Source organism: Streptomyces sp. NPDC096193 (assembly GCF_040302905.1).
Classification (GTDB): Bacteria; Actinomycetota; Actinomycetes; order Streptomycetales; family Streptomycetaceae; genus Streptomyces.
The window spans coordinates 154,015-171,922 of the sequence record NZ_JBEOSJ010000004.1; the positions used below are offsets into that span (position 1 = coordinate 154,015).

The 17,908-nt window shown below is 69.4% G+C and carries 20 protein-coding genes; 12 read left to right on the top strand and 8 right to left on the bottom strand.

Features of this window, described 5'->3' with window-relative positions:
• Positions 1 to 64 precede the first annotated feature (64 nt).
• From ABTX78_RS08460 to ABTX78_RS08475, 4 genes are all read right to left on the bottom strand, one after another.
• A complete protein-coding gene (locus ABTX78_RS08460; RefSeq protein ID WP_352206025.1) occupies positions 65 to 988 on the bottom strand; it encodes an RNA polymerase sigma-70 factor in 924 nt (307 codons plus the stop codon).
• Between the two features lie 35 nt (positions 989 to 1,023).
• Positions 1,024 to 1,497: a carboxymuconolactone decarboxylase family protein gene (locus ABTX78_RS08465; protein ID WP_352206026.1), complete on the bottom strand. Its 474-nt coding sequence runs from the start codon at positions 1,495 to 1,497 to the stop codon at positions 1,024 to 1,026.
• A gap of 95 nt (positions 1,498 to 1,592) precedes the next feature.
• Positions 1,593 to 1,805, bottom strand: a complete 213-nt coding sequence (locus ABTX78_RS08470) for a hypothetical protein (RefSeq protein ID WP_352206027.1) — start codon at positions 1,803 to 1,805, stop codon at positions 1,593 to 1,595.
• A 242-nt stretch (positions 1,806 to 2,047) separates the two neighbouring features.
• Positions 2,048 to 3,508, bottom strand: coding sequence for an MFS transporter (locus ABTX78_RS08475; RefSeq protein ID WP_352206028.1), 1,461 nt, complete (start codon positions 3,506 to 3,508; stop codon positions 2,048 to 2,050).
• Positions 3,509 to 3,763: 255 nt separating this feature from the next.
• Between ABTX78_RS08475 and ABTX78_RS08480 the strand changes: the two genes are divergently transcribed.
• Positions 3,764 to 3,913, top strand: a complete 150-nt coding sequence (locus ABTX78_RS08480) for a hypothetical protein (protein ID WP_502993806.1) — start codon at positions 3,764 to 3,766, stop codon at positions 3,911 to 3,913.
• Positions 3,914 to 4,049: 136 nt separating this feature from the next.
• Here the strand turns inward: ABTX78_RS08480 and ABTX78_RS08485 are convergent, their stop codons facing one another.
• Complete coding sequence (locus tag ABTX78_RS08485; protein WP_352206029.1) at positions 4,050 to 4,421, bottom strand: VOC family protein; 372 nt, start codon at positions 4,419 to 4,421, stop codon at positions 4,050 to 4,052.
• Positions 4,422 to 4,642: 221 nt separating this feature from the next.
• Positions 4,643 to 5,053, bottom strand: a complete 411-nt coding sequence (locus ABTX78_RS08490; protein ID WP_352206030.1) for a Fur family transcriptional regulator — start codon at positions 5,051 to 5,053, stop codon at positions 4,643 to 4,645.
• Positions 5,054 to 5,672: 619 nt separating this feature from the next.
• Here ABTX78_RS08490 and katG point away from each other — a divergent pair.
• The 6 genes from katG (at position 5,673) to ABTX78_RS08520 (ending at position 11,717) form a co-directional block, all read left to right on the top strand.
• The gene (katG, locus tag ABTX78_RS08495; protein WP_352206031.1) at positions 5,673 to 7,889 is read left to right on the top strand and encodes a catalase/peroxidase HPI; all 2,217 of its coding nucleotides are present in this window, start codon (positions 5,673 to 5,675) and stop codon (positions 7,887 to 7,889) included.
• A gap of 236 nt (positions 7,890 to 8,125) precedes the next feature.
• Positions 8,126 to 8,623, top strand: a complete 498-nt coding sequence (locus tag ABTX78_RS08500) for a DUF2975 domain-containing protein (RefSeq protein ID WP_352206032.1) — start codon at positions 8,126 to 8,128, stop codon at positions 8,621 to 8,623.
• Complete coding sequence (locus ABTX78_RS08505) at positions 8,623 to 8,844, top strand: helix-turn-helix domain-containing protein (RefSeq protein WP_352206033.1); 222 nt, start codon at positions 8,623 to 8,625, stop codon at positions 8,842 to 8,844. Before ABTX78_RS08500 ends, ABTX78_RS08505 begins: the two co-directional genes overlap by 1 nt.
• A 129-nt stretch (positions 8,845 to 8,973) precedes the next feature.
• A complete protein-coding gene (locus ABTX78_RS08510) occupies positions 8,974 to 9,480 on the top strand; it encodes an acyl-CoA dehydrogenase family protein (protein WP_352206034.1) in 507 nt (168 codons plus the stop codon).
• A 252-nt stretch (positions 9,481 to 9,732) separates the two neighbouring features.
• A complete protein-coding gene (locus tag ABTX78_RS08515) occupies positions 9,733 to 10,170 on the top strand; it encodes a glutaredoxin domain-containing protein (RefSeq protein WP_352206035.1) in 438 nt (145 codons plus the stop codon).
• A gap of 131 nt (positions 10,171 to 10,301) precedes the next feature.
• The gene (locus ABTX78_RS08520; RefSeq protein ID WP_352206036.1) at positions 10,302 to 11,717 is read left to right on the top strand and encodes an amidase; all 1,416 of its coding nucleotides are present in this window, start codon (positions 10,302 to 10,304) and stop codon (positions 11,715 to 11,717) included.
• A gap of 550 nt (positions 11,718 to 12,267) precedes the next feature.
• Here ABTX78_RS08520 and ABTX78_RS08525 read toward each other — a convergent pair.
• Complete coding sequence (locus ABTX78_RS08525; RefSeq protein WP_352206037.1) at positions 12,268 to 12,702, bottom strand: Rrf2 family transcriptional regulator; 435 nt, start codon at positions 12,700 to 12,702, stop codon at positions 12,268 to 12,270.
• Between the two features lie 128 nt (positions 12,703 to 12,830).
• Between ABTX78_RS08525 and ABTX78_RS08530 the strand changes: the two genes are divergently transcribed.
• The 4 genes from ABTX78_RS08530 (at position 12,831) to ABTX78_RS08545 (ending at position 16,670) form a co-directional block, all read left to right on the top strand.
• Positions 12,831 to 13,580 (top strand): SDR family NAD(P)-dependent oxidoreductase, encoded by a 750-nt coding sequence (locus ABTX78_RS08530; protein ID WP_352206038.1) that lies wholly within the window; start codon positions 12,831 to 12,833, stop codon positions 13,578 to 13,580.
• Between the two features lie 420 nt (positions 13,581 to 14,000).
• Positions 14,001 to 14,939, top strand: a complete 939-nt coding sequence (locus ABTX78_RS08535; RefSeq protein WP_352206039.1) for an NADP-dependent oxidoreductase — start codon at positions 14,001 to 14,003, stop codon at positions 14,937 to 14,939.
• 183 nt (positions 14,940 to 15,122) lie between these two features.
• Positions 15,123 to 16,058 (top strand): DUF5996 family protein, encoded by a 936-nt coding sequence (locus ABTX78_RS08540; RefSeq protein ID WP_352206040.1) that lies wholly within the window; start codon positions 15,123 to 15,125, stop codon positions 16,056 to 16,058.
• Between the two features lie 69 nt (positions 16,059 to 16,127).
• The gene (locus tag ABTX78_RS08545; RefSeq protein WP_352206041.1) at positions 16,128 to 16,670 is read left to right on the top strand and encodes a GNAT family N-acetyltransferase; all 543 of its coding nucleotides are present in this window, start codon (positions 16,128 to 16,130) and stop codon (positions 16,668 to 16,670) included.
• A 110-nt stretch (positions 16,671 to 16,780) separates the two neighbouring features.
• Here ABTX78_RS08545 and ABTX78_RS08550 read toward each other — a convergent pair whose 3' ends face one another.
• Positions 16,781 to 17,389: a GOLPH3/VPS74 family protein gene (locus tag ABTX78_RS08550; RefSeq protein ID WP_352206042.1), complete on the bottom strand. Its 609-nt coding sequence runs from the start codon at positions 17,387 to 17,389 to the stop codon at positions 16,781 to 16,783.
• A 158-nt stretch (positions 17,390 to 17,547) separates the two neighbouring features.
• On the opposite strand from ABTX78_RS08550, the gene ABTX78_RS08555 reads away from it, so the two are divergent.
• Entirely contained in the window at positions 17,548 to 17,874 is a 327-nt protein-coding gene (locus ABTX78_RS08555; protein ID WP_502993808.1) for a hypothetical protein, read from the top strand.
• The last annotated feature ends 34 nt before the right edge of the window (positions 17,875 to 17,908 follow it).

The following is a 17,908-nucleotide window of genomic DNA, read 5'->3' on the forward strand; positions in this document are numbered from 1 at the left end:
TCGACGACCCGTCAGGCAGGTGTCGACGCCCGGGCAAAGGAGCCGGACCACCGGTGTGCCGCGGTCAGTTCATCCGCCGGCGAGCCTGCCGCACCTCGCGGTCGATGGCCCACGCGTCGGCGACCGGGCCGATGTGGCCGAGCTTGTCGGGATTGATCACTCCGCGGATGGTCTGAATCCGCCCGTCGAGGACGTCCAGGGCCAGAATGTGAAGCACCTTTCCGTCCCGGTCCCGGAAGACCGCTCCGGGCCGGCCGTTGATCTGGTGCGGCTCGAAGGACACGTCGAGCCGGACCACGCGGAGGATGAACGTCGCGAGCAACCGGGCCACCTTCTCCGCACCCGTCACGGCCCTGGCCAGCTGCGGGGCCTTGCCGCCGCCGTCCCCGACCAGCTGCACATCGGCGGCCAGCAGAGCCTGCAGTCCTTCCACATCGCCGTCCTTCAGGGCGTCGAAGAACCGCGTCGCCAGTTCCCGCTGCTCCTGCCCGTCCGCCGCGAACCGCGGCCGTCCGGCCTCCATGTGCCGCCGCGCCCGCACCAACAGTTGCCGGCACGCCGCCTCCGAACGCCCCACCGCCGCGGCGACGTCGTCGAACCCGAAGGCGAACACCTCCCGCAGCACGAAGACCGCACGCTCCAACGGGCTGAGCCGCTCCAGCAGCAACAGCGCGGCCATCGACACCGAGTCGGCCAGTTCCACCGCCCGCGCCGGATCCTCGTACGGATCGCTGAGCAGCGGCTCGGGGAACCACGGGCCCACGTACTCCTCCCGTCGCACCCGAGCGGAGCGCAGCACATCGATGGCGATCCGCGTCACCGCAGCCGACAGAAAGGCCTTGGTCGACGTGGGCCGGGTCGACGAGCCGTCGAACCGCAGCCATGTCTCCTGCACCGCATCCTCGGCCTCAGTCACACTGCCCAGAATCCGGTAGGCGATCGAGAACAGCAGCGGCCGCAGTTCCTCGAACTCCTCGACCTTGCTCACGCCAACCCCTCCCTCACATCAGGCCGATGGCCGTTTCAGTGGAACTGTCCGGGCTCGTAGCTGCCGGCCGGCTGCTGTGTGATGACATTCATCCTGTTCGCCATGTTCATGAAGGAAACCAGGATCGCCAGGGCCGTGAGCTGCTCCTCGTCGTAGTGCTTGGCGGCGTACGCCCACACCTCGTCGCTGACCCCACCGGCCCCGTCCGCGACCCGGGTCCCCTGCTCGGCCAGCGCCAGCGCGGCACGCTCGGCCTCGGTGAAGACCGTGGCCTCCCGCCACGCGGCGACCAGATTCAGCCGCACCGCGGTCTCACCGGCCGCGGCGGCGTCCTTGGTGTGCATGTCGACGCAGACAGCGCAGCCGTTGATCTGACTCACCCGAAGGGCCACCAACTCCTGGGTCGACATCGGAACCGGCCCGTCCTTGAGCTCCTTGCCCGCCGACATGACGTACTTGATGACCTTGCCGGCGGTCGGGCTGGCGAAGTAGTTCAGTCGCGCGTCCATGGTGTGCTCCTCTGCGGTGGTCAGTGGGTACACACCTGAGACGAGGTGGCGCGACGCGGTGTGACATGGACGGGTGTGACCTGCGTCATCCGCGCTCACAGGCCTGCCGCGGCGGTGCTCAGCGCCCGTAGGAGGTGGCCACGTGCGAGGGGGTCCTTCTCCAGGATGAAGTCGGAGACCTTCCAGAACTCGTTCAGCCGGGGATGCTGCAGGACAGCCGCGCGGTCGAGCTTGAGCCCGAAGAGCGGCCCATCGGGATGAGCCAGGCCGGCGGTGACCAGCGTGGAGGCAGGCGTGGTCTGGCCCATCACGGGGCCGACACGGCGCGCAGTACACCGCGTGTGGAGCACCGTCGGCATGAACGAATTTCCAGGACCGTTCGACGGGTGCCTGGCAGCAGTCGCAGGTGAACTCGCGTGTCCGGCGGTCGGGACCGAAGGTGAGCAGCATGCCAGACGTCATGCGGGACGTGCCAATCAGTGGATCCGGCGGGGCCGGCACCTGCTCAACGGTCCGTCAGGTCCGCTACCAGCAGCTTGTCGGTGCGCGGTCAGCAGCGGCGGGTCTGGTACGGCACAGGAGCGAGGCCCTGTTCGGGCTGTGTCGGGCACCGGCGCAGGGCGACCAGGAACGTCAGCACGATGCCGCCCGCGGCGGCGAGGAGCGCGGTTCTGATTCCCTCGGCGGTGGCGGCGTGGAGCTCCTCACCGGTGAGGCCGTCCAGACCCGCGGTCGCGACCAGGACCAGGATGGCGAGACCGACAGCCGCGCCCGCTCCCGAGCCGGTGGACGCGATGCCGGAGGCGATGCCTTGTTGCCGGTCAGGGATTCCCGTGGCGGCGGCGATGAACATCCCGGTGAAGACCACTCCGTCGCCGACGCTGAGCGCCACGAGGCCGGGGACGAGTTCGACGTAGGTACCGTCCGGCGAGATCGCGAGGCCGAGTCCGACGGCGCCGAGCGCGCCGATGATGTGAGCCGCGGCCAGAGTGCGCCGAAGACCGAACCGCGTCACGAGCTGGCCGGCGAAAGTCGAACCGGCCACGACCACTGCCGTGGGGATGAGGAAGCCGGCGCCTGTCTGTAACGGGTCGTAGCCCAGGATCTCCTGGAAGTAGATGGACAGGAAGTAGAGCACGGAGCCGAAGGTCGCCATGAACATGAAGGCGATGAACACACCAGTGATGAGGTTGCGGTTGGAGAGCAACTCGGTCGGCATCAACGGGTCGTTGCTGCGCCGCTCGATGACGAAGAACGCTCCGAGGAGCAGGATGCCCGCCACAGCGCTCACCACAATGCCCGGCGAAAGCCACCCCAGTCCGGGGCCCTGAACGAGGACGAACACGATGAGCGTGACACCGAAGGTGACGCTGAGCGCCCCCGGCAGGTCGAACTTGCGTTCCCTTTCGCGTTCTCCGTCCCGAGGAATGATGACGAAGGCGAGCACCAGCGCGGGCCCTGCCAGGGCTACGTTGACAAAGAACACCGCCTCCCAGCCGAACGCCTGCGTCAGAATCCCACCGAGCAGCACACCGATGACGAGCCCCGCCGCACCCGACCCTCCCCAGATCCCCAACGCGCGGTTGCGGGCCCGGCCTTCGGCGAAGGTGGTGTTGATGAGCGCCAGGGTAGTGGGAAAAACGAGAGCCCCGCCGAGCCCCTGAATGGCGCGGGCGCCGAGCAGCATTCCGGGCCCGGTGGCGAGCCCTCCGACGAGGGCGGCCGCTGCGTAGAGCGCAAGGCCGGTGGCGAGGACGCGCCGCCGTCCGAGCAGATCGGCGGCACGTCCACCGAACAGCAGGAAGCCGGCCGAGGCGACCGCGTAAGCGCTGATGACCGACTGGAGTGTCTGCGCGGAGTAGCCGAGATCACGGGCGATGTCGGGAAGTGCCACGACCACGATGTACTGGTCGAGCGAGACGATCAGCATGGCGAAGGACAGCAGCGCGAGCATCGCGGTCTCACGGTTGCGGCCAAGACCATCGGGCGCAGACGTCTTACTGGATGGCACGGCAGCACTCCTGATGATCGAAGTCATGTCTGCGCTCACGGCGTGCAGCGAAGTCCCGTCGAATGCGGCGCGGGGCGGCCTGGGCCGAGGATGACGGTTGCCAAGACCCTATACAGCGGCCGCTCACCATTCCGGTCAACGACCCTCGCGCGTCATCCGTCGCTCAGGCCGACCTTGCCGTCGGCGTCGGCTGCGTCCCGGAAGCCCAGTCCCTCCTCGCTCCCGTCGCGATCCGCTCTCGCCCAGTCCCGCCAGATGCTGGAGAAGATCGCGGGGACGACCTTCCCCGCCTCGTTCTCCGACAGGGACGCGCTGCTGGTCGGCACCGGACGGCGCGCCCTGACCGACGGGGAGAAGACCGTACTGGGCGGGTGGGCGGTGACACTCCCGCTCATCATCGGCTGACTGCGGGCGCTGGACGGGACGGTGCGGCTTGCATCAGGCGTCGCGTTCTCATCGGCAGCACCCTGAGGGACGGCTGAGCACCTGCGTGTTCTGTGTGAGCGGCCGGGCTGTCGCGCAATCGTGCGGACCGCAACGGCTACCCGATCAGCGTCTCCTTCGGGCGGACCACACAGAATTCGTTCCCCTCCGGATCGGCCAGCACCGTCCACGATTCGCTGCCGGTCTGTCCGACGTCGGCCAGGCTCGCGCCGAGGGCGAGGATGCGCTCGATCTCGGCCTCCCGGTCCTCGGCGGCGGACGTCAGGTCGAGGTGCAGACGATTCTTGACGACCTTTCGGTCCGTCACCGGCATGAAGCAGATCCCCACGGGCGCGGTCTCGTCCGGCCCGATGACGACCTCCCGCTCCCGCTCGGACAGGATCCGCCAGCGCAGCACCCCGGCCCAGAACCGGGCGAGGGCAGGCAGGTCGTGGGCGTCGATGACGATGTGATGCAGCGAGACAGGCATGTCGCCCAGTGTGCCCGGCGATCCCCCGGACAGGGGCTCGACGTCAGGGCCCGGCCGGGCCTGCTGCGGCAGCCGTGCAGGCGCTGTCCTCCAGGTCACGTTCCAGCGCACACGTCCAGCTCACCGACTGTCTGTCCCCCGCTGGTCTCGCCGTCCACGCACCTGGATTCCGAGCGGCGCGCTGCAGGGGCTCGGGAAGACAGGCGATGGCCGAAGCGAATCTAGGCGCAGGTCGGGCACAGTCCGCGGTAGGTGACCTCGACCTGCGACACGGTGAAGCCGAACCGTTCTTCCGTCGGGAGGTCTGCAAGCGGATTGCCCGTCGGGTGGACGTCCCGGACGGTGCCGCACTGCGAGCACACGAGGTGCTGGTGTGGGTGGTGCGCGTTCGGGTCGTAGCGCTTCGCGCGGCCGTCCGTGGAGACCTCTATGACCTCACCGAGCAGGACCAGTTCGCCCAGGGCGTTGTAGACGGTCGCCCGGGAGATCTCGGGCAGCCGCTGCACGGCGAGGGCATGCACCTCGTCGGCCGTGAGATGCACATGGTCGCCGGCGAGAACCTCCGCAACGACACGCCGCTGGGAGGTCATCCGCCAGCCACGCCCTCGTAGTCGCTCCAGCAGGTCACTCATATCGGTTCACCTATTCAGATGCGGCGGGATACCCGAAGGCTACCCGGCGGACGCCAGGGTTCCGATTGAATACGAGCTTGGCACACGTGTTGACCTGGACTCTGTCCATCGTAGGATCGGTTCCGGCAATAGCCAAGGGACAGGACTGTTCCCGACTGTTCCCGCAGGACAGGAGAGAAGACGTGACGCGACCACCGCCGAGCGGTTGTGCCGGGCCGGCGCGCAGGTGACGGCCGCCGCCCGCGTGGCGCTCCCCGAAACCGGCGGAACGGCGGACGTCCTCTCATCGAGACGACTCCCTCCGAATCCCTCCGGGACGAGCGATCGCGTGAGCCGCATCACACCCCCGCCCGGCGCGGAACCCTCCACGTGCCCGTCGCGGCAGGACTCGCACCCCGGGTCCTGCCGGGCAAGCACCACCGGCCCGCGGACTCGCTTCGAGACCGCGCTTCGCGTCGTCGCCCGCAACGGCCGAGCGTCCCGCACGACAGCCGCCCGCCCGCCGGTGACGACCACGGCCTCCGGCTCACCAGGCCCACCTGACCGACCGGGCCTGCACGACCGTTCCACCGACCGCAGTACCTGAGCACAGCGATCCGCCCCCTCCGGAAGGATTTCCATGTCCGAGAACCACGACGCAATCGTCACCGACCCGAAAACGGAGGGCTCAGGCGGCGGCTGCCCCGTCGCGCATGATCGCGCCGCGCACCCCACCCAGGGCGGTGGAAACCGCCAGTGGTGGCCGGAGCGGCTCAATCTGAAGATCCTTGCCAAGGACCCGGTCGTCGCCAACCCACTCGGTGCGGAGTTCGACTACGCCGAGGCGTTCCAGGCCCTCGACCTGGCGGCGGTGAAGCGTGACATCGCCGAGGTGCTCACCACCTCGCAGGACTGGTGGCCCGCCGACTTCGGCAACTACGGCCCGCTGATGGTCCGTATGGCCTGGCACAGCGCCGGCACCTACCGCATCAGCGACGGCCGCGGCGGTGGCGGCCGTGGGCAGCAGCGCTTCGCCCCCCTGAACAGCTGGCCGGACAACGGCAACCTGGACAAGGCCCGCCGTCTGCTGTGGCCGGTCAAGAAGAAGTACGGCCAGTCCATCTCCTGGGCCGACCTCATGATCCTCACGGGCAACGTCGCGCTGGAGACGATGGGCTTCGAGACCTTCGGCTTCGCCGGCGGCCGCGCCGACGTCTGGGAGGCCGACGAGGACGTGTACTGGGGTCCCGAGACCACCTGGCTCGACGACCGGCGCTACACCGGCGACCGCGAGCTGGAGAACCCGCTCGGCGCGGTCCAGATGGGCCTCATCTACGTCAACCCGGAGGGCCCGAACGGCAATCCGGACCCGATTGCCGCGGCCCGCGACATCCGCGAGACGTTCCGCCGCATGGCGATGAACGACGAGGAGACAGTCGCCCTCATCGCCGGTGGTCACACCTTCGGCAAGACCCACGGCGCCGGCCCGGCCGACGCGGTCGGCAACGACCCCGAGGCCGCTTCCATGGAGGAGCAGGGCCTGGGCTGGAAGTCCACCCACGGCACCGGCAAGGGCGGCGACGCGATCACGTCCGGTCTGGAGGTCACCTGGACCACCAAGCCGACCCAGTGGAGCAACGACTTCTTCGACATCCTCTTCGGCTACGAGTGGGAGCTGACCCAGTCCCCGGCCGGCGCCAACCAGTGGGTGGCCAAGGGCGCCGAGGAGATCATCCCCGACGCACACGACGCGTCGAAGAAGCGCCTGCCCACGATGCTCACGACCGACCTCGCGCTGCGCCTCGACCCGATCTACGGGCCGATCTCGCGCCGCTTCCACGAGAACCCGGCCGAGTTCGCGGATGCCTTCGCCCGCGCCTGGTACAAGCTGACCCACCGTGACCTGGGCCCGAAGTCCCTGTACCTCGGCCCGGAGGTCCCGGCGGAGACGATGCTGTGGCAGGACCCGCTGCCGCAGGCCGAGGGCGCGGCCATCGACGCCGCGGACGCCGCGGCGCTCAAGGCCAAGCTCCTGGAGTCGGGCCTGACCGCCTCGCAGCTGGTCTCCACCGCGTGGGCGTCGGCCTCGACGTTCCGCGGCAGCGACAAGCGCGGCGGTGCCAACGGTGCCCGTATCCGTCTGCAGCCGCAGAACGGCTGGGAGGTCAACGACCCGGACCAGCTCGCTCAGGTCCTGCGCGTCCTGGAGGGCGTCCAGTCGGAGTTCAACTCCGGTGCCAAGAAGGTCTCTCTGGCCGACCTGATCGTCCTCGGCGGTGCCGCCGCGGTCGAGAAGGCCGCCAAGGACGCCGGCTTCGACGTGGAGGTCCCCTTCACGCCGGGCCGTGTGGACGCGACCGAGGAGCACACGGACGTCGAGTCGTTCGCCGCGCTGGAGCCGTCCTCCGACGGGTTCCGCAACTACCTCGGCAAGGGCAACCGCCTGCCGGCCGAGTACCTGCTGCTCGACCGGGCCAACCTGCTCACCCTGAGCGCGCCCCAGATGACCGCCCTCGTCGGTGGTCTGCGCGTCCTGGGTGCCAACCAGGGCCAGTCCTCGCACGGCGTGTTCACGGACACCCCGGGCGTGCTGACCAACGACTTCTTCGTCAACCTGCTCGACCTGGGCACGACGTGGAAGTCGACCTCCGGCGACCAGACGACCTTCGAGGGCCGTGACGCCTCGGGTGCCGTCAAGTGGACCGGCACCCGTGCCGACCTCGTCTTCGGCTCGAACTCCGAGCTGCGCGCCCTCGCGGAGGTCTACGCGAGCGACGACGCGAAGGAGAAGTTCGTGAACGACTTCGTCGCGGCGTGGGCCAAGGTCATGGACCTGGACCGGTTCGACCTCGTCTGATCCGAGGCGTCCGGGCCGGCTCGTGCTCGTACGAGAGCGAGCCGGCCCAGGACGACGGGAGGGGCTCACAGCCAGGCGGATGTGTGCCCCTCCCGTCGTTCGTGCGCGTGTCTGCCCGAGCTGTGCGCAGGCGGAGGTGACGACTGCGCCCCCCACCCCTCGTACGGCGGACCGTCACTTGCCACACCTATCGTTTCTCGATAGATTTCCATCGCTGCTCGATCGAAGGAGACGTGATGGGAAAGCTGACAGTCCTTGCGCTGCGGGCTGTACTCGTAGGCCTGCTCGCCGGTTCGGTGTTCGTCCAGGCCGTGATGGTGCCCCTGTTGGCCATCGACATGGAGAGTCTCGACCCGGACGTCGCGTACCTCCGCACCCCGTTCCTCGTGATCACGGTTCTCGGCATCGTGACGGTCCAGGTCGTCCTGGTCTGCGTATGGCGGCTGGTGACGATGGTCCGACGCGGCACCGTCTTCTCCGACGCCGCCTTCCGGTACGTCCACATCGTGATCGGCGCGATCGTGGCGGCAGCGATCCTGCTGTTCGCGCTCGGTGTCGTACTGGCTCCGGGAGAGGCCGTCCCCCCGGGGATCGTCCTGCTGTTGGGCGGGGGCGTCATGGCGGTCCTGGGGGTCGCGCTCATCGTGCTGGTACTGCGGATGCTGCTCGCCCAGGCCGTCGCGCGCGACGTCGAGGCGGCGCAGATGCAGGCCGAGCTGGCAGAGGTGATCTGATGCCGATCGCCGTCGACATCGACGTCATGCTGGCCAAGCGGAAGATGTCCGTGGGCGAGCTCGCGGACCGCGTCGGGATCACGCCGGCCAACCTGGCCGTGCTCAAGAACGGCCGCGCCAAGGCGGTGCGCTTCGCGACGCTCGCCGCGCTCTGTGAAGTGCTCGAGTGCCAGCCGGGAGATCTGCTGCGCTGGGAGTGCAAGGACACCGCAGACGTCTGACGCCCGCCGTCGGCGGTCGACACGGTCGGCCGCCGGCGGCAGCATTCCCGCGTCCTGGTCGAGGCGGCGAACGAGCGCATCGGGCAGCGGTTGGCGGGCGCGGGCAGCGCCGACTTCGACAACGTGCCGGTGAGCAGGGCGGATCATGTGCTGTGTGCGCCCTTCCCCGCGACGAGCACACCACACCCCTTCACCGCCCTGGCGCCGCTCGCCCTTCGGCTTCTGCTCGCTCATGTCGCGCTCGGGCTCACCGAGGGGGCTCTCACAGAGGCGCGGGACATCAGCCGTACGACACCGCCCGTCCCGGCGGCCACCCCAATGGGCGGTGCTTACGTAGAGCGGCCGAGCGACGATCCGTACCTCCTCCTCTCCTACGGAGAACTGGCGATCGGCACCCACACCGCCGCGACGGTCGTCGAGCACGCGACGCAGGAACTGGCCGATGCGGTGGCCCTGGGGCCGGAGTTGCGCGTCGACCATCATGCGGACGTCGCCGTGCTCGTCTCCGCCGCCGAAGCGGTCACCGGCAGAACCGCCGTGGACACCACCACGCGCCTACTGCAACGGACCACCGCGCCGACGACTCGGACGGAGCCAGAGGACTCGACAGGTTCTGGCGCAACGCGCGCGTGCTGACCGCGCAGATGCCCGCCGCCCACCGTCTGCGCGACATCGGCGACCACTTCCTCAACGACGCACGCCATCCCTTCGCAGCGCGCGTCACGAACTGCATCCCCAGCGGGCGCACGACGACGGCTACGGCACCTCGCCGCGTTGCCGGATCGCCGAATACGCCCAGTACGAGGACAACCATCCGCCCTGCCCCACACCGCATCCGCCGCCGCACGCCGATCCACCGGGGACGGGACGGCCCGTAGGCTGTGTGCCATGACGCGCGCTTGGATTTCGCCTCTGCTGCTCGTGCTCTGCGGCTCACTCGTGGCGACCGGGCTGATCCGCGGAGGGAGCCCCGGTACCGCCGTAGCGCTCCTGCTGCTGTTCGTGCTGCTCGCGGCGGCGAACTCGCCACTGATCTTCCCGAGGTCCATCGGTGCGAAGGAGGCGCAGCGCCGCAGCGCGGTCGACGGCCGGCCCATCGTCTTCTGGCGTCCGGGCTGCCCGTACTGCCTTCGCCTGCGCATCCGGCTGGGCCGGCGGGCACGCCAGGTGCACTGGGTCGACATCTGGCGTGACCCGGCCGGTGCGGCCGAGGTGCGGGCGGTCAACGACGGCAATGAGACCGTGCCGACGGTCTTCATGGCGGGCCGGCCCCATGTGAATCCCGACCCTGCTCGGGTGCGCGAACAGCTCGACGCTTCTGTGTGACGGGGAGCGGGGCAGTCCCCGCGCCGGCGTCCTCTCTGGCAGCTCGCGTCCGGACGACCGCCCGCTCGGCTCAAGGAGAGGGAGCGCGCCTCCCCTTCTCCCCCGCCCCCGAGCGGATGTAGTTTCCCGTCATGACTGACGATCTTGCCTATGCGGGTGTCGACGGACAGGCGAAGGCCGTCCGCGCCCAAGATGTGTCGGCTCGAGAACTCACCGAGCTGCTCCTCACCCGTATCGAACAGCACAACGGCAGCCTCGCGGCCTTCACCGTGGTGATGGCCGAACAAGCCCTCGCCGAGGCCGCCCGCCGGGACGCGACCCCGCGGGCCGACCGTGGCCCGCTGCACGGAGTGCCCGTTGCGATCAAGGAGGAGAACGACGTCGAGGGCCAGGTGACGACGTTCGGGACGGCCGCCAACAACCGGCCCGCGGCAGCCGACAGCGAGGTGGTACGCAGGCTGCGCACAGCCGGGGCCGTAGTCATCGGCAAGACGAACATGCCCGAGTTCGGCCTCTTCCCCTTCACCGAGTCGTCGGCGCACGGCGCCACCCTCAACCCCTGGGCACCCGGGCATTCGCCCGGCGGGTCCAGTGGTGGCTCGGCCGCGGCCGTCGCGGCCGGCCTGGTGCCTGCCGCGATCGGCGGCGACGGCGGCGGATCGATCCGGATTCCGTCCGCCAGCTGCGGCTTGTTCGGCCTGAAGCCCTCGCGCGGCCGTGTCAGCACCTCCCCGCATCCCCACCTCTGGTGGGGACTGGGCGTGCTCGGCCCCCTGACGCGCTCCGTGCTGGACTCCGCACTCGTCCACGACGCGATCCGCAGCTCTGTGCCCGGCGACATGTTCCGGGCCACCGACCCGGCCACCTCGTTCGCCACCGCGGCGGCCACCGAACCGCGGCAGCTGCGGATCGGCTGGTCGACCAAGTCGGCCTCTCTCGGCGTACGACCGGCGGCGGACGTCGTCCGGGCAGTCGAGGAAACGGCATCGTTGCTGGCGGAGTTGGGCCACCACGTCGAAGAGGTCGACCCGCACTACCCCGACCCGACGGCCGCGTTCATACCGCAGTGGTTCGCCGGTCTGCGGACCGAGGCCTTCGCGATGGACCACTACGGCAGGCTCGAGCGGCGGACCCGCGAGACGGTGCGACTCGGCAGCTGGGTCCGGCCCCGGGTCACTCGCTGGGCCCTCGCACAGGGCGAGCGGACCGCCGCCAAGGCGAACAGAGTCTTCGAGCGGATCGATGTGCTGCTCACCCCGACGATGGCGGGGCTCCCGCCGGCGACCGGGCAGCTCAGCGGCACCGGCACGGTGCGTGCCGCGCTGCGGTCGATGCCGATGATCGCGTACTGCGCGCTGTGGAACGTCACCGGCAACCCCGCGGCCTCGGTGCCGGCGGGCTTCTCCCCCGACGGGCTGCCCCTCGCGGTGCAACTGGTCGGCCGGCGGGACGACGAGCCGACGCTGCTGTCGCTCTCCGCGCAACTGGAGAATGCGCGCCCCTGGGCCGGACGGAAACCGCCCGGCTATCCCGCTCAGAGCTCGTAACACGATCATGGGCGGCCTTCTTGAGGTTGTCTCCAGCAATGAGACTGCAGGCCGACGAGATGAAGGGAGCGTGGAGTTGGTTCGGCGTTCCCCACGGACGGCAAGGCGCTTGACCTGGTGGAGCAGGGCGAAGGTCTGCTCCACGACGTAACGGAGTTTGCCCGGGCCCTAGATGTTCGGGGCGCCCTTGCGGGAGGCGACTGGCAAGATCCGCCGCTTGCGCAACTTCCGCCGGTTGGGATTGGAGTCGTAGCTCCCTGTCACCGAGAAGTGAGTCGGGGCGACGGCGCAGGCGGCCGGGTCGTCCGGCCATGGGCGGGATGCCATCGACCAGTGCGAGGGTCTGGGTGACGTCGTTGACGTCGGCCGCGGTGGTACGGCGGAATCGTCACGTCGGTCACGCCGGACCAGGGCACTTCAACACGATCACGTTACGAGCTCGTAGGACACGGTCCAACACCGCAACCGTCTTTGGCGTGACCGGTTGCCAGGCTGTTCGCCGGCCTGGGCATGGATGGGCTCTTGGTGATGTCAGGGCGTAACGGGGAGGCTAGCGAGGTGCCGCGAGTACGTCCCGGAGTACGTTCTCGAGCGTGACGCGGGCCAGCTCGTGTCTCAATGTCTCCTCGATGCCCTCGTAGACGCACTGCATCGCCGGCTGGATGCCATAACCCACCACGCACCCCTGGTCCGGGGCGCTGCGGTGCATCGCGAACAGCGGGCCGGGTTCCACTGCCTCGTACACGTCGAGCAAGGTCATCGACCCCAGCTCGCGCGCCAGCGACCAGCCCGCGCCCACACCCCGCCGGGACTCCACGAGCCCGGCTCTGCGCAGCTCGCCGAGCAGCCGCCTGATCACCACGGGGTTGGTGTTCGCGCTGGTCGCGATCTGCTCGGAGGTGGCGACCTCATGGCCCTGGCGCTGGTAGAGACCGATCCAGGCCAGCGCGTGGGCGGCAAGGGTCAACCTGCTGTTGGCACTCATGAACCCCTCCTCTCGGCCGCAACGCTTCATGTTACGACAGTGCAGTCGTAACAGTAATAGTTGCAACCGGCTGTCGTAACAATTAGTGTTATGACTGGTAGGAAGGGTCAATCAACGAGGTGAGAAGAATGAGCAAGCCACTTACGGGCAAGGTCGCCCTGGTCACCGGGGGGTCGCGCGGACTGGGAGCCGCGACCGTACGCCTGCTGGCCGAGCAGGGTGCCGACGTCGCCTTCACCTACGTCAGCTCCGAGAAGCAGGCGCAGGCCGTCGTCGACGAGGTGCACGCCAAGGGAGCGAAGGCCATCGCCTTCGCGTCCGACCAGGCAGACACGAGCCGGGCGCCGGCGCTGATCGACGACGTGGTCGCGCACTTCGGCGGCCTGGACATCCTCGTCAACAACGCGGCGATCTCCGTGGCCGGCACGGTGGACGACCCGGACGCCGATACCGCCGCGCTGGACCGGATGCACGCCACCAACTACCTCGGCGTGATCGCCGTCATCCGGGCCGCCTCCCGAGTGCTGCGCACGGGCGGCCGCATCATCACGGTGAGTTCCGGACTGGGCTCCCGGGTCGGCGCCCCCGGCCTTGCCGACTACTCGGCGACCAAGTCCGGGATCGAGAGGTACACCATGGGCGTCGCACGCGACCTCGGGCCCCGGAACATCACCGCCAACGTCGTGGAGGCCGGACTGATGGAGGGCGGCATGCAACCGCCGGACCCCGAGACCCTCAATGCCCTGCTCAGCTCGCTGTCCCTGCAACGCATGGGGCACCCCGACGAAATCGCCGCGGCGATCGCCTTCCTGGCGAGCCCCGCCGCGTCGTACGTCACGGGCGCGGTGCTGGACGCCCACGGCGGCTACAACGCCTGAACCAGAACCCCTGCCGCGCGCCCCGAAGGACATCGCGCCTTCGGGGCGCGCACCACCGACGACCCGCGCGTGCGTGGACACGCCTCGAGAAGCCCGGATCGTGATCGTGTCACGAGCTCTCAGGAGCTGATGAATGCGAGCTTCCTGCCGGGCAGGGACTCCTCCTCCGTCCTCCTGTCCCTGGTCCGCTCCGGCGTTCCCGCTCGGTGCTCCCGGCCGGACGAGCGTCGGCACGCACGGCAGCGGAGCTCCGGCAGCCAGGAGCGGACGGACGACGCCCGTTCGGCCCCTCCCACGGTCAGGCTCCTCGCTTGAGTCCGGACGGCCGCGTAGAAGAGACAAGGGCGCTCACACCGGGCGCCCGGAGCCGCCACGTGCGCCCGCGGGGTCGCTTCTTACGCCACGTCAGGGAGCCACCCGATGAAAGCCCTTGTCGCGCCCGACTACGTTCCGCTGGACCAGGTCACGGTCACCGACCACCCGACCCCCACCCCCGGTCCGGACCAGGTCCTGATCAAGGTCGAGGCCGCATCGCTCAATCCGCTCGACCTGATGCTGATCACCGGCGCGGCGAAGGAGAACTTCCCGGCAGAGCACCCGCTGGTGGTCGGCATGGACGCCGCGGGAACCGTCGTCGAGGTCGGCGAGAACGTCACTCTCTACTCGGCGGGCGATCCGGTCCTGGCCTTCACCGGAGGCAGCGCGGGCGCCGTCGCCGAGTACACGATGGCCTCGCCCGGGCCGATGCTCGCCCGGCGTCCCGGAGGTCTCGACTCTCTGCACGCGGCGGCCATTCCCGAATCCGGACTGACGGCGGTGAATCTGCTCCGTGCCGTCCGGCCGACGGCCGACGAGAGTGTGCTCGTGGTCGGGGCGACAGGCGGGATCGGGATGTTCGCCGTGCAGTTCGCCCACGCGATCGGTGCCCGCGTGATCGCCACCTCGACCGCCGAGGACGTGGAGTATCTGCGCGGTCTCGGTGCCGACGACACCGTCGACTACAAGCGGACGGATGTGGTGGAGGAGGTGCTGCGTCTGGCGCCCGACGGCGTCGACGTCGTCATCGACCTCGTGAACTCGGGTGAGGGGCTGGCGAGTACGGCACGCGCGGTCCGCCCGGGCGGCCGGCTGGTCTCGCCGCTGTACGGGCCCGCCGACCTCGGACGTGACGTCGAGTCCGTCTACATCGGCTCGTTCCAGGCACAGCCCGGCGAGCTCGACGACCTCGCTGCACGGGCTGCGGACGGACGGCTCCGGGTGGAGATCGGCGCCCGCTACCCCTTCGCGAACGCCCCGCAGGCAGTCAAGGACTTCGCCACCAAGCACATTCGGGGCAAGGTCGTCGTCACCATCCCCTGACCGCTCCCCCGACCACCCGGCGGATCACACGTGCACCCGCCTGCCACGGTGCGCAGCACGACAGACTCGTACTACAGACCGCCGGCACTCTCCGACAAGGCGCTGCGGCGCCGCTGACGTAGGACCACCCATCGACCGACCGAGCCGTGCAGCGGCGCAGCACAACGAGCGTAAGGGCACACCGTGGACCTGTTTCCCGCACTTCCACTGTCGGAGTGGAAAGACTCCAAAGAGACACTGCACCGGTTCACCCAGATCGTCGGCAAGATCCGGCTGGCGGGGAGCGTACGGCGCAACCACTGGTGGAACGTTCCGTTCCATCTGACGGGGCGGGGCATCACGACCCGCCCCATGGGTGGGGCGTACGGCACGTCCATCTTCACGATCGACTTCGACTTCGTCGACCACCGGCTGACGGCGCACTCGCTCGACGGCCTGACCGCTTCGTTCCCGCTCGTCGGGCAGTCCGTGGCGTCGTTCTACCGCGAGACGCTCGACGCCCTGCGCGCGGTGGGTGCGGCGGCAACCATCGCGCTCCCCCACCCCTTCGACCTGCCCGACGCCGGCCGGGCGTTCGCCGACGACACGGAGCACGCCGCGTACGACCCGTTCTGGATCAACCGCTACTGGCAGGTGCTCAGCCAGGTCAATCTGCTGCTGGAGGAGTTCTCCGCCGGATTCTCCGGGAAGGTCAGCCCGGTCCACCACTTCTGGCACACCTTCGACATCGCTGTCACCCGGTTCTCCGACCGTGTCATCGACCAGCCGGCGAGTGTCGACCCGGTGACCCGTGAGGCGTACTCGCGTGAAGTCATCAGCTCCGGCTTCTGGTTCGGCGACGACACGTTCCCCCAGCCTGCCTTCTACTCCTACGCGGCACCCGAGCCCGGCGGGCTCGGCGAGCGACCTCTTCGTCCGGAGGCCGCACAGTGGGTGGAACGAGGTGGCAGTCATCTGGCCACGCTGGACTACGAGGACGTCCGCAACAGCCCGAACCCGCGGGACACCGTTCTCGACTTCTACGAGTGCGTCTACCGGTCCGCCGCCGAGCTCGCCGACTGGGACATCGACCGCCGTGCCTGCCCCGGAGGTGTCACCGACCCCGTGCTCCGCTCCTGAGGGGCGGACCCGCCGCACCGAGGGCTTATTCGTTTGCCGCAGGCCGAGGCCGTCGGATAGGAAGCGTGCATGCTCAGCGGCAGCAAGGTCGGGCTCAGGGCCCGGCACGAGGACGACATCCCGATCCTGCGGGCCGAGCTCTACGACGACGTGGTCAACGCCTCCCGCTCCGAGGGCAGGCCGTGGCGGCCGATCACTCCCGGCACGAAGGACTCGCGGCTCGTTGTGGACGACAAGGAGGAGGGACACGTCCCGTTCTCCGTGGTGGAGCTGGACGGCGGCGCCCTGGTCGGCACCGCGGTGTTGTGGGGCATCGACAACCACAACCGGTTCGCGCACATCGGGTTGGGGCTGCTGCCGTCCTCCCGGGGCAAGGGTTACGGCACGGACGTCGTCGCGGTGCTGTGCCACTACGGTTTCGTCGTGCGCGGACTGCACCGACTGCAGATCGAGACGCTGTCGGACAACGTCGCGATGCTGCGCTCCGCCGAGCGCAACGGCTTCGTCCGCGAGGGCGTGCTGCGCTCCTCGGCCTGGGTGATGGGCGAGTTCCTGGACGAGGTGCTGCTCGGGCTCCTCACGCAGGACTGGAAGTCGGATGCGCAGGTTTGAGGGGCCGCTCGATTGCCCGGGGGCGGGGCTCACGGGGACGGCCCCACACCGCGTGATCGATGGGCCCTGCCGTCAGCAGGACGCCGGCTGACCGCGTGGCGCGCCGGACGTCATTCCAGGCCGCGCCAGACGTTGTCGAAGGCGGCCTCTTCGATGTTCCGTCGTTGCCGTACGGCCTCAAGTTCGACCAGTGCGTCGTTGACCCCGGCGAGCACTGTCGCCACGGAGTCGTCGGTGACCTCCGGAGAATCGCTGCCCTGCTCGCCACGCACTCCGATGGATTCCGCGAGGGTTGCGAGGACGGGCTCACGCGACCCCCAGCGCTCCATCGCCTCGGTGCGAGCGGGCGATGTGGCCACCACCGGCGGACCGCCCCGGAAGGGGTGACTGCGGCTGCGCGGCCTTGTCACCAGTCCGTCGTCCTCGAGGGCGGCCGTGTAGGCAACGGCGAGGCCCTTGCCTCTGCGCCACAGCCAGTCGCCGACCGACTCGTACGGCTCGTCCCAGACGAGTGAGTCGGCGGCCTCGGCCAGGAGACGGTCGGCCGGTGCCGGCTCGGTCCCGGGAACGATCCGATCGTCGTCCAGCCCGATGGCCTGGGCATCCAGAAGGTCGATCAGCTCGGCCCCGGCGAGAGCGAGGGACAGGTCGCCCGATTCCACAGGTCCGCTGGTGGCGCTGTCCATGGCGACGATCAGCAGGGTTCGCGGCGTGGTCATGTAGGGCCTCACGTCCACTGTGTCGACGGTGATGCCTCCTACGAGCCTACGGAGCACGGGCGGCACCCGCATCCGCGCTGTGTCGCGGGCTCACCACCATTCGGGAGGTACGCCCGGCCTTGCTCGGCCGCACGCCGTTGAAGGGGCGGAGTGGCGTCATGAGCGGACGAGGGCCGGCCCACGACCTCGCTCAACAACTATCCCGCTATCGTTCCACGTCCCTGCTCGCCCGCGAGACGAACGGCGACCTCGCCCTCGCGCTGCAACGGCGGCGCACCCGCGCCGCCGGAGCCGTCACGGACGCCGACAGCACGCTCATGGACGATCTGGCCCCGTGGCTCGCCGCCGAATACACCGCCGCGCACGGCGAGAAGAGGCCCCGCCCGCCAAGAGCTCTGTCGATCCCACCCGGTCCGATCCTCTACCCCGTCCGCGCCCGGACCGCAAGTCGGTGCCGCCGCGCGGGACTCCAAGGACGGCTCTAGCCTGAACGTGACTGTCGCCATCGGATGGCAGGAG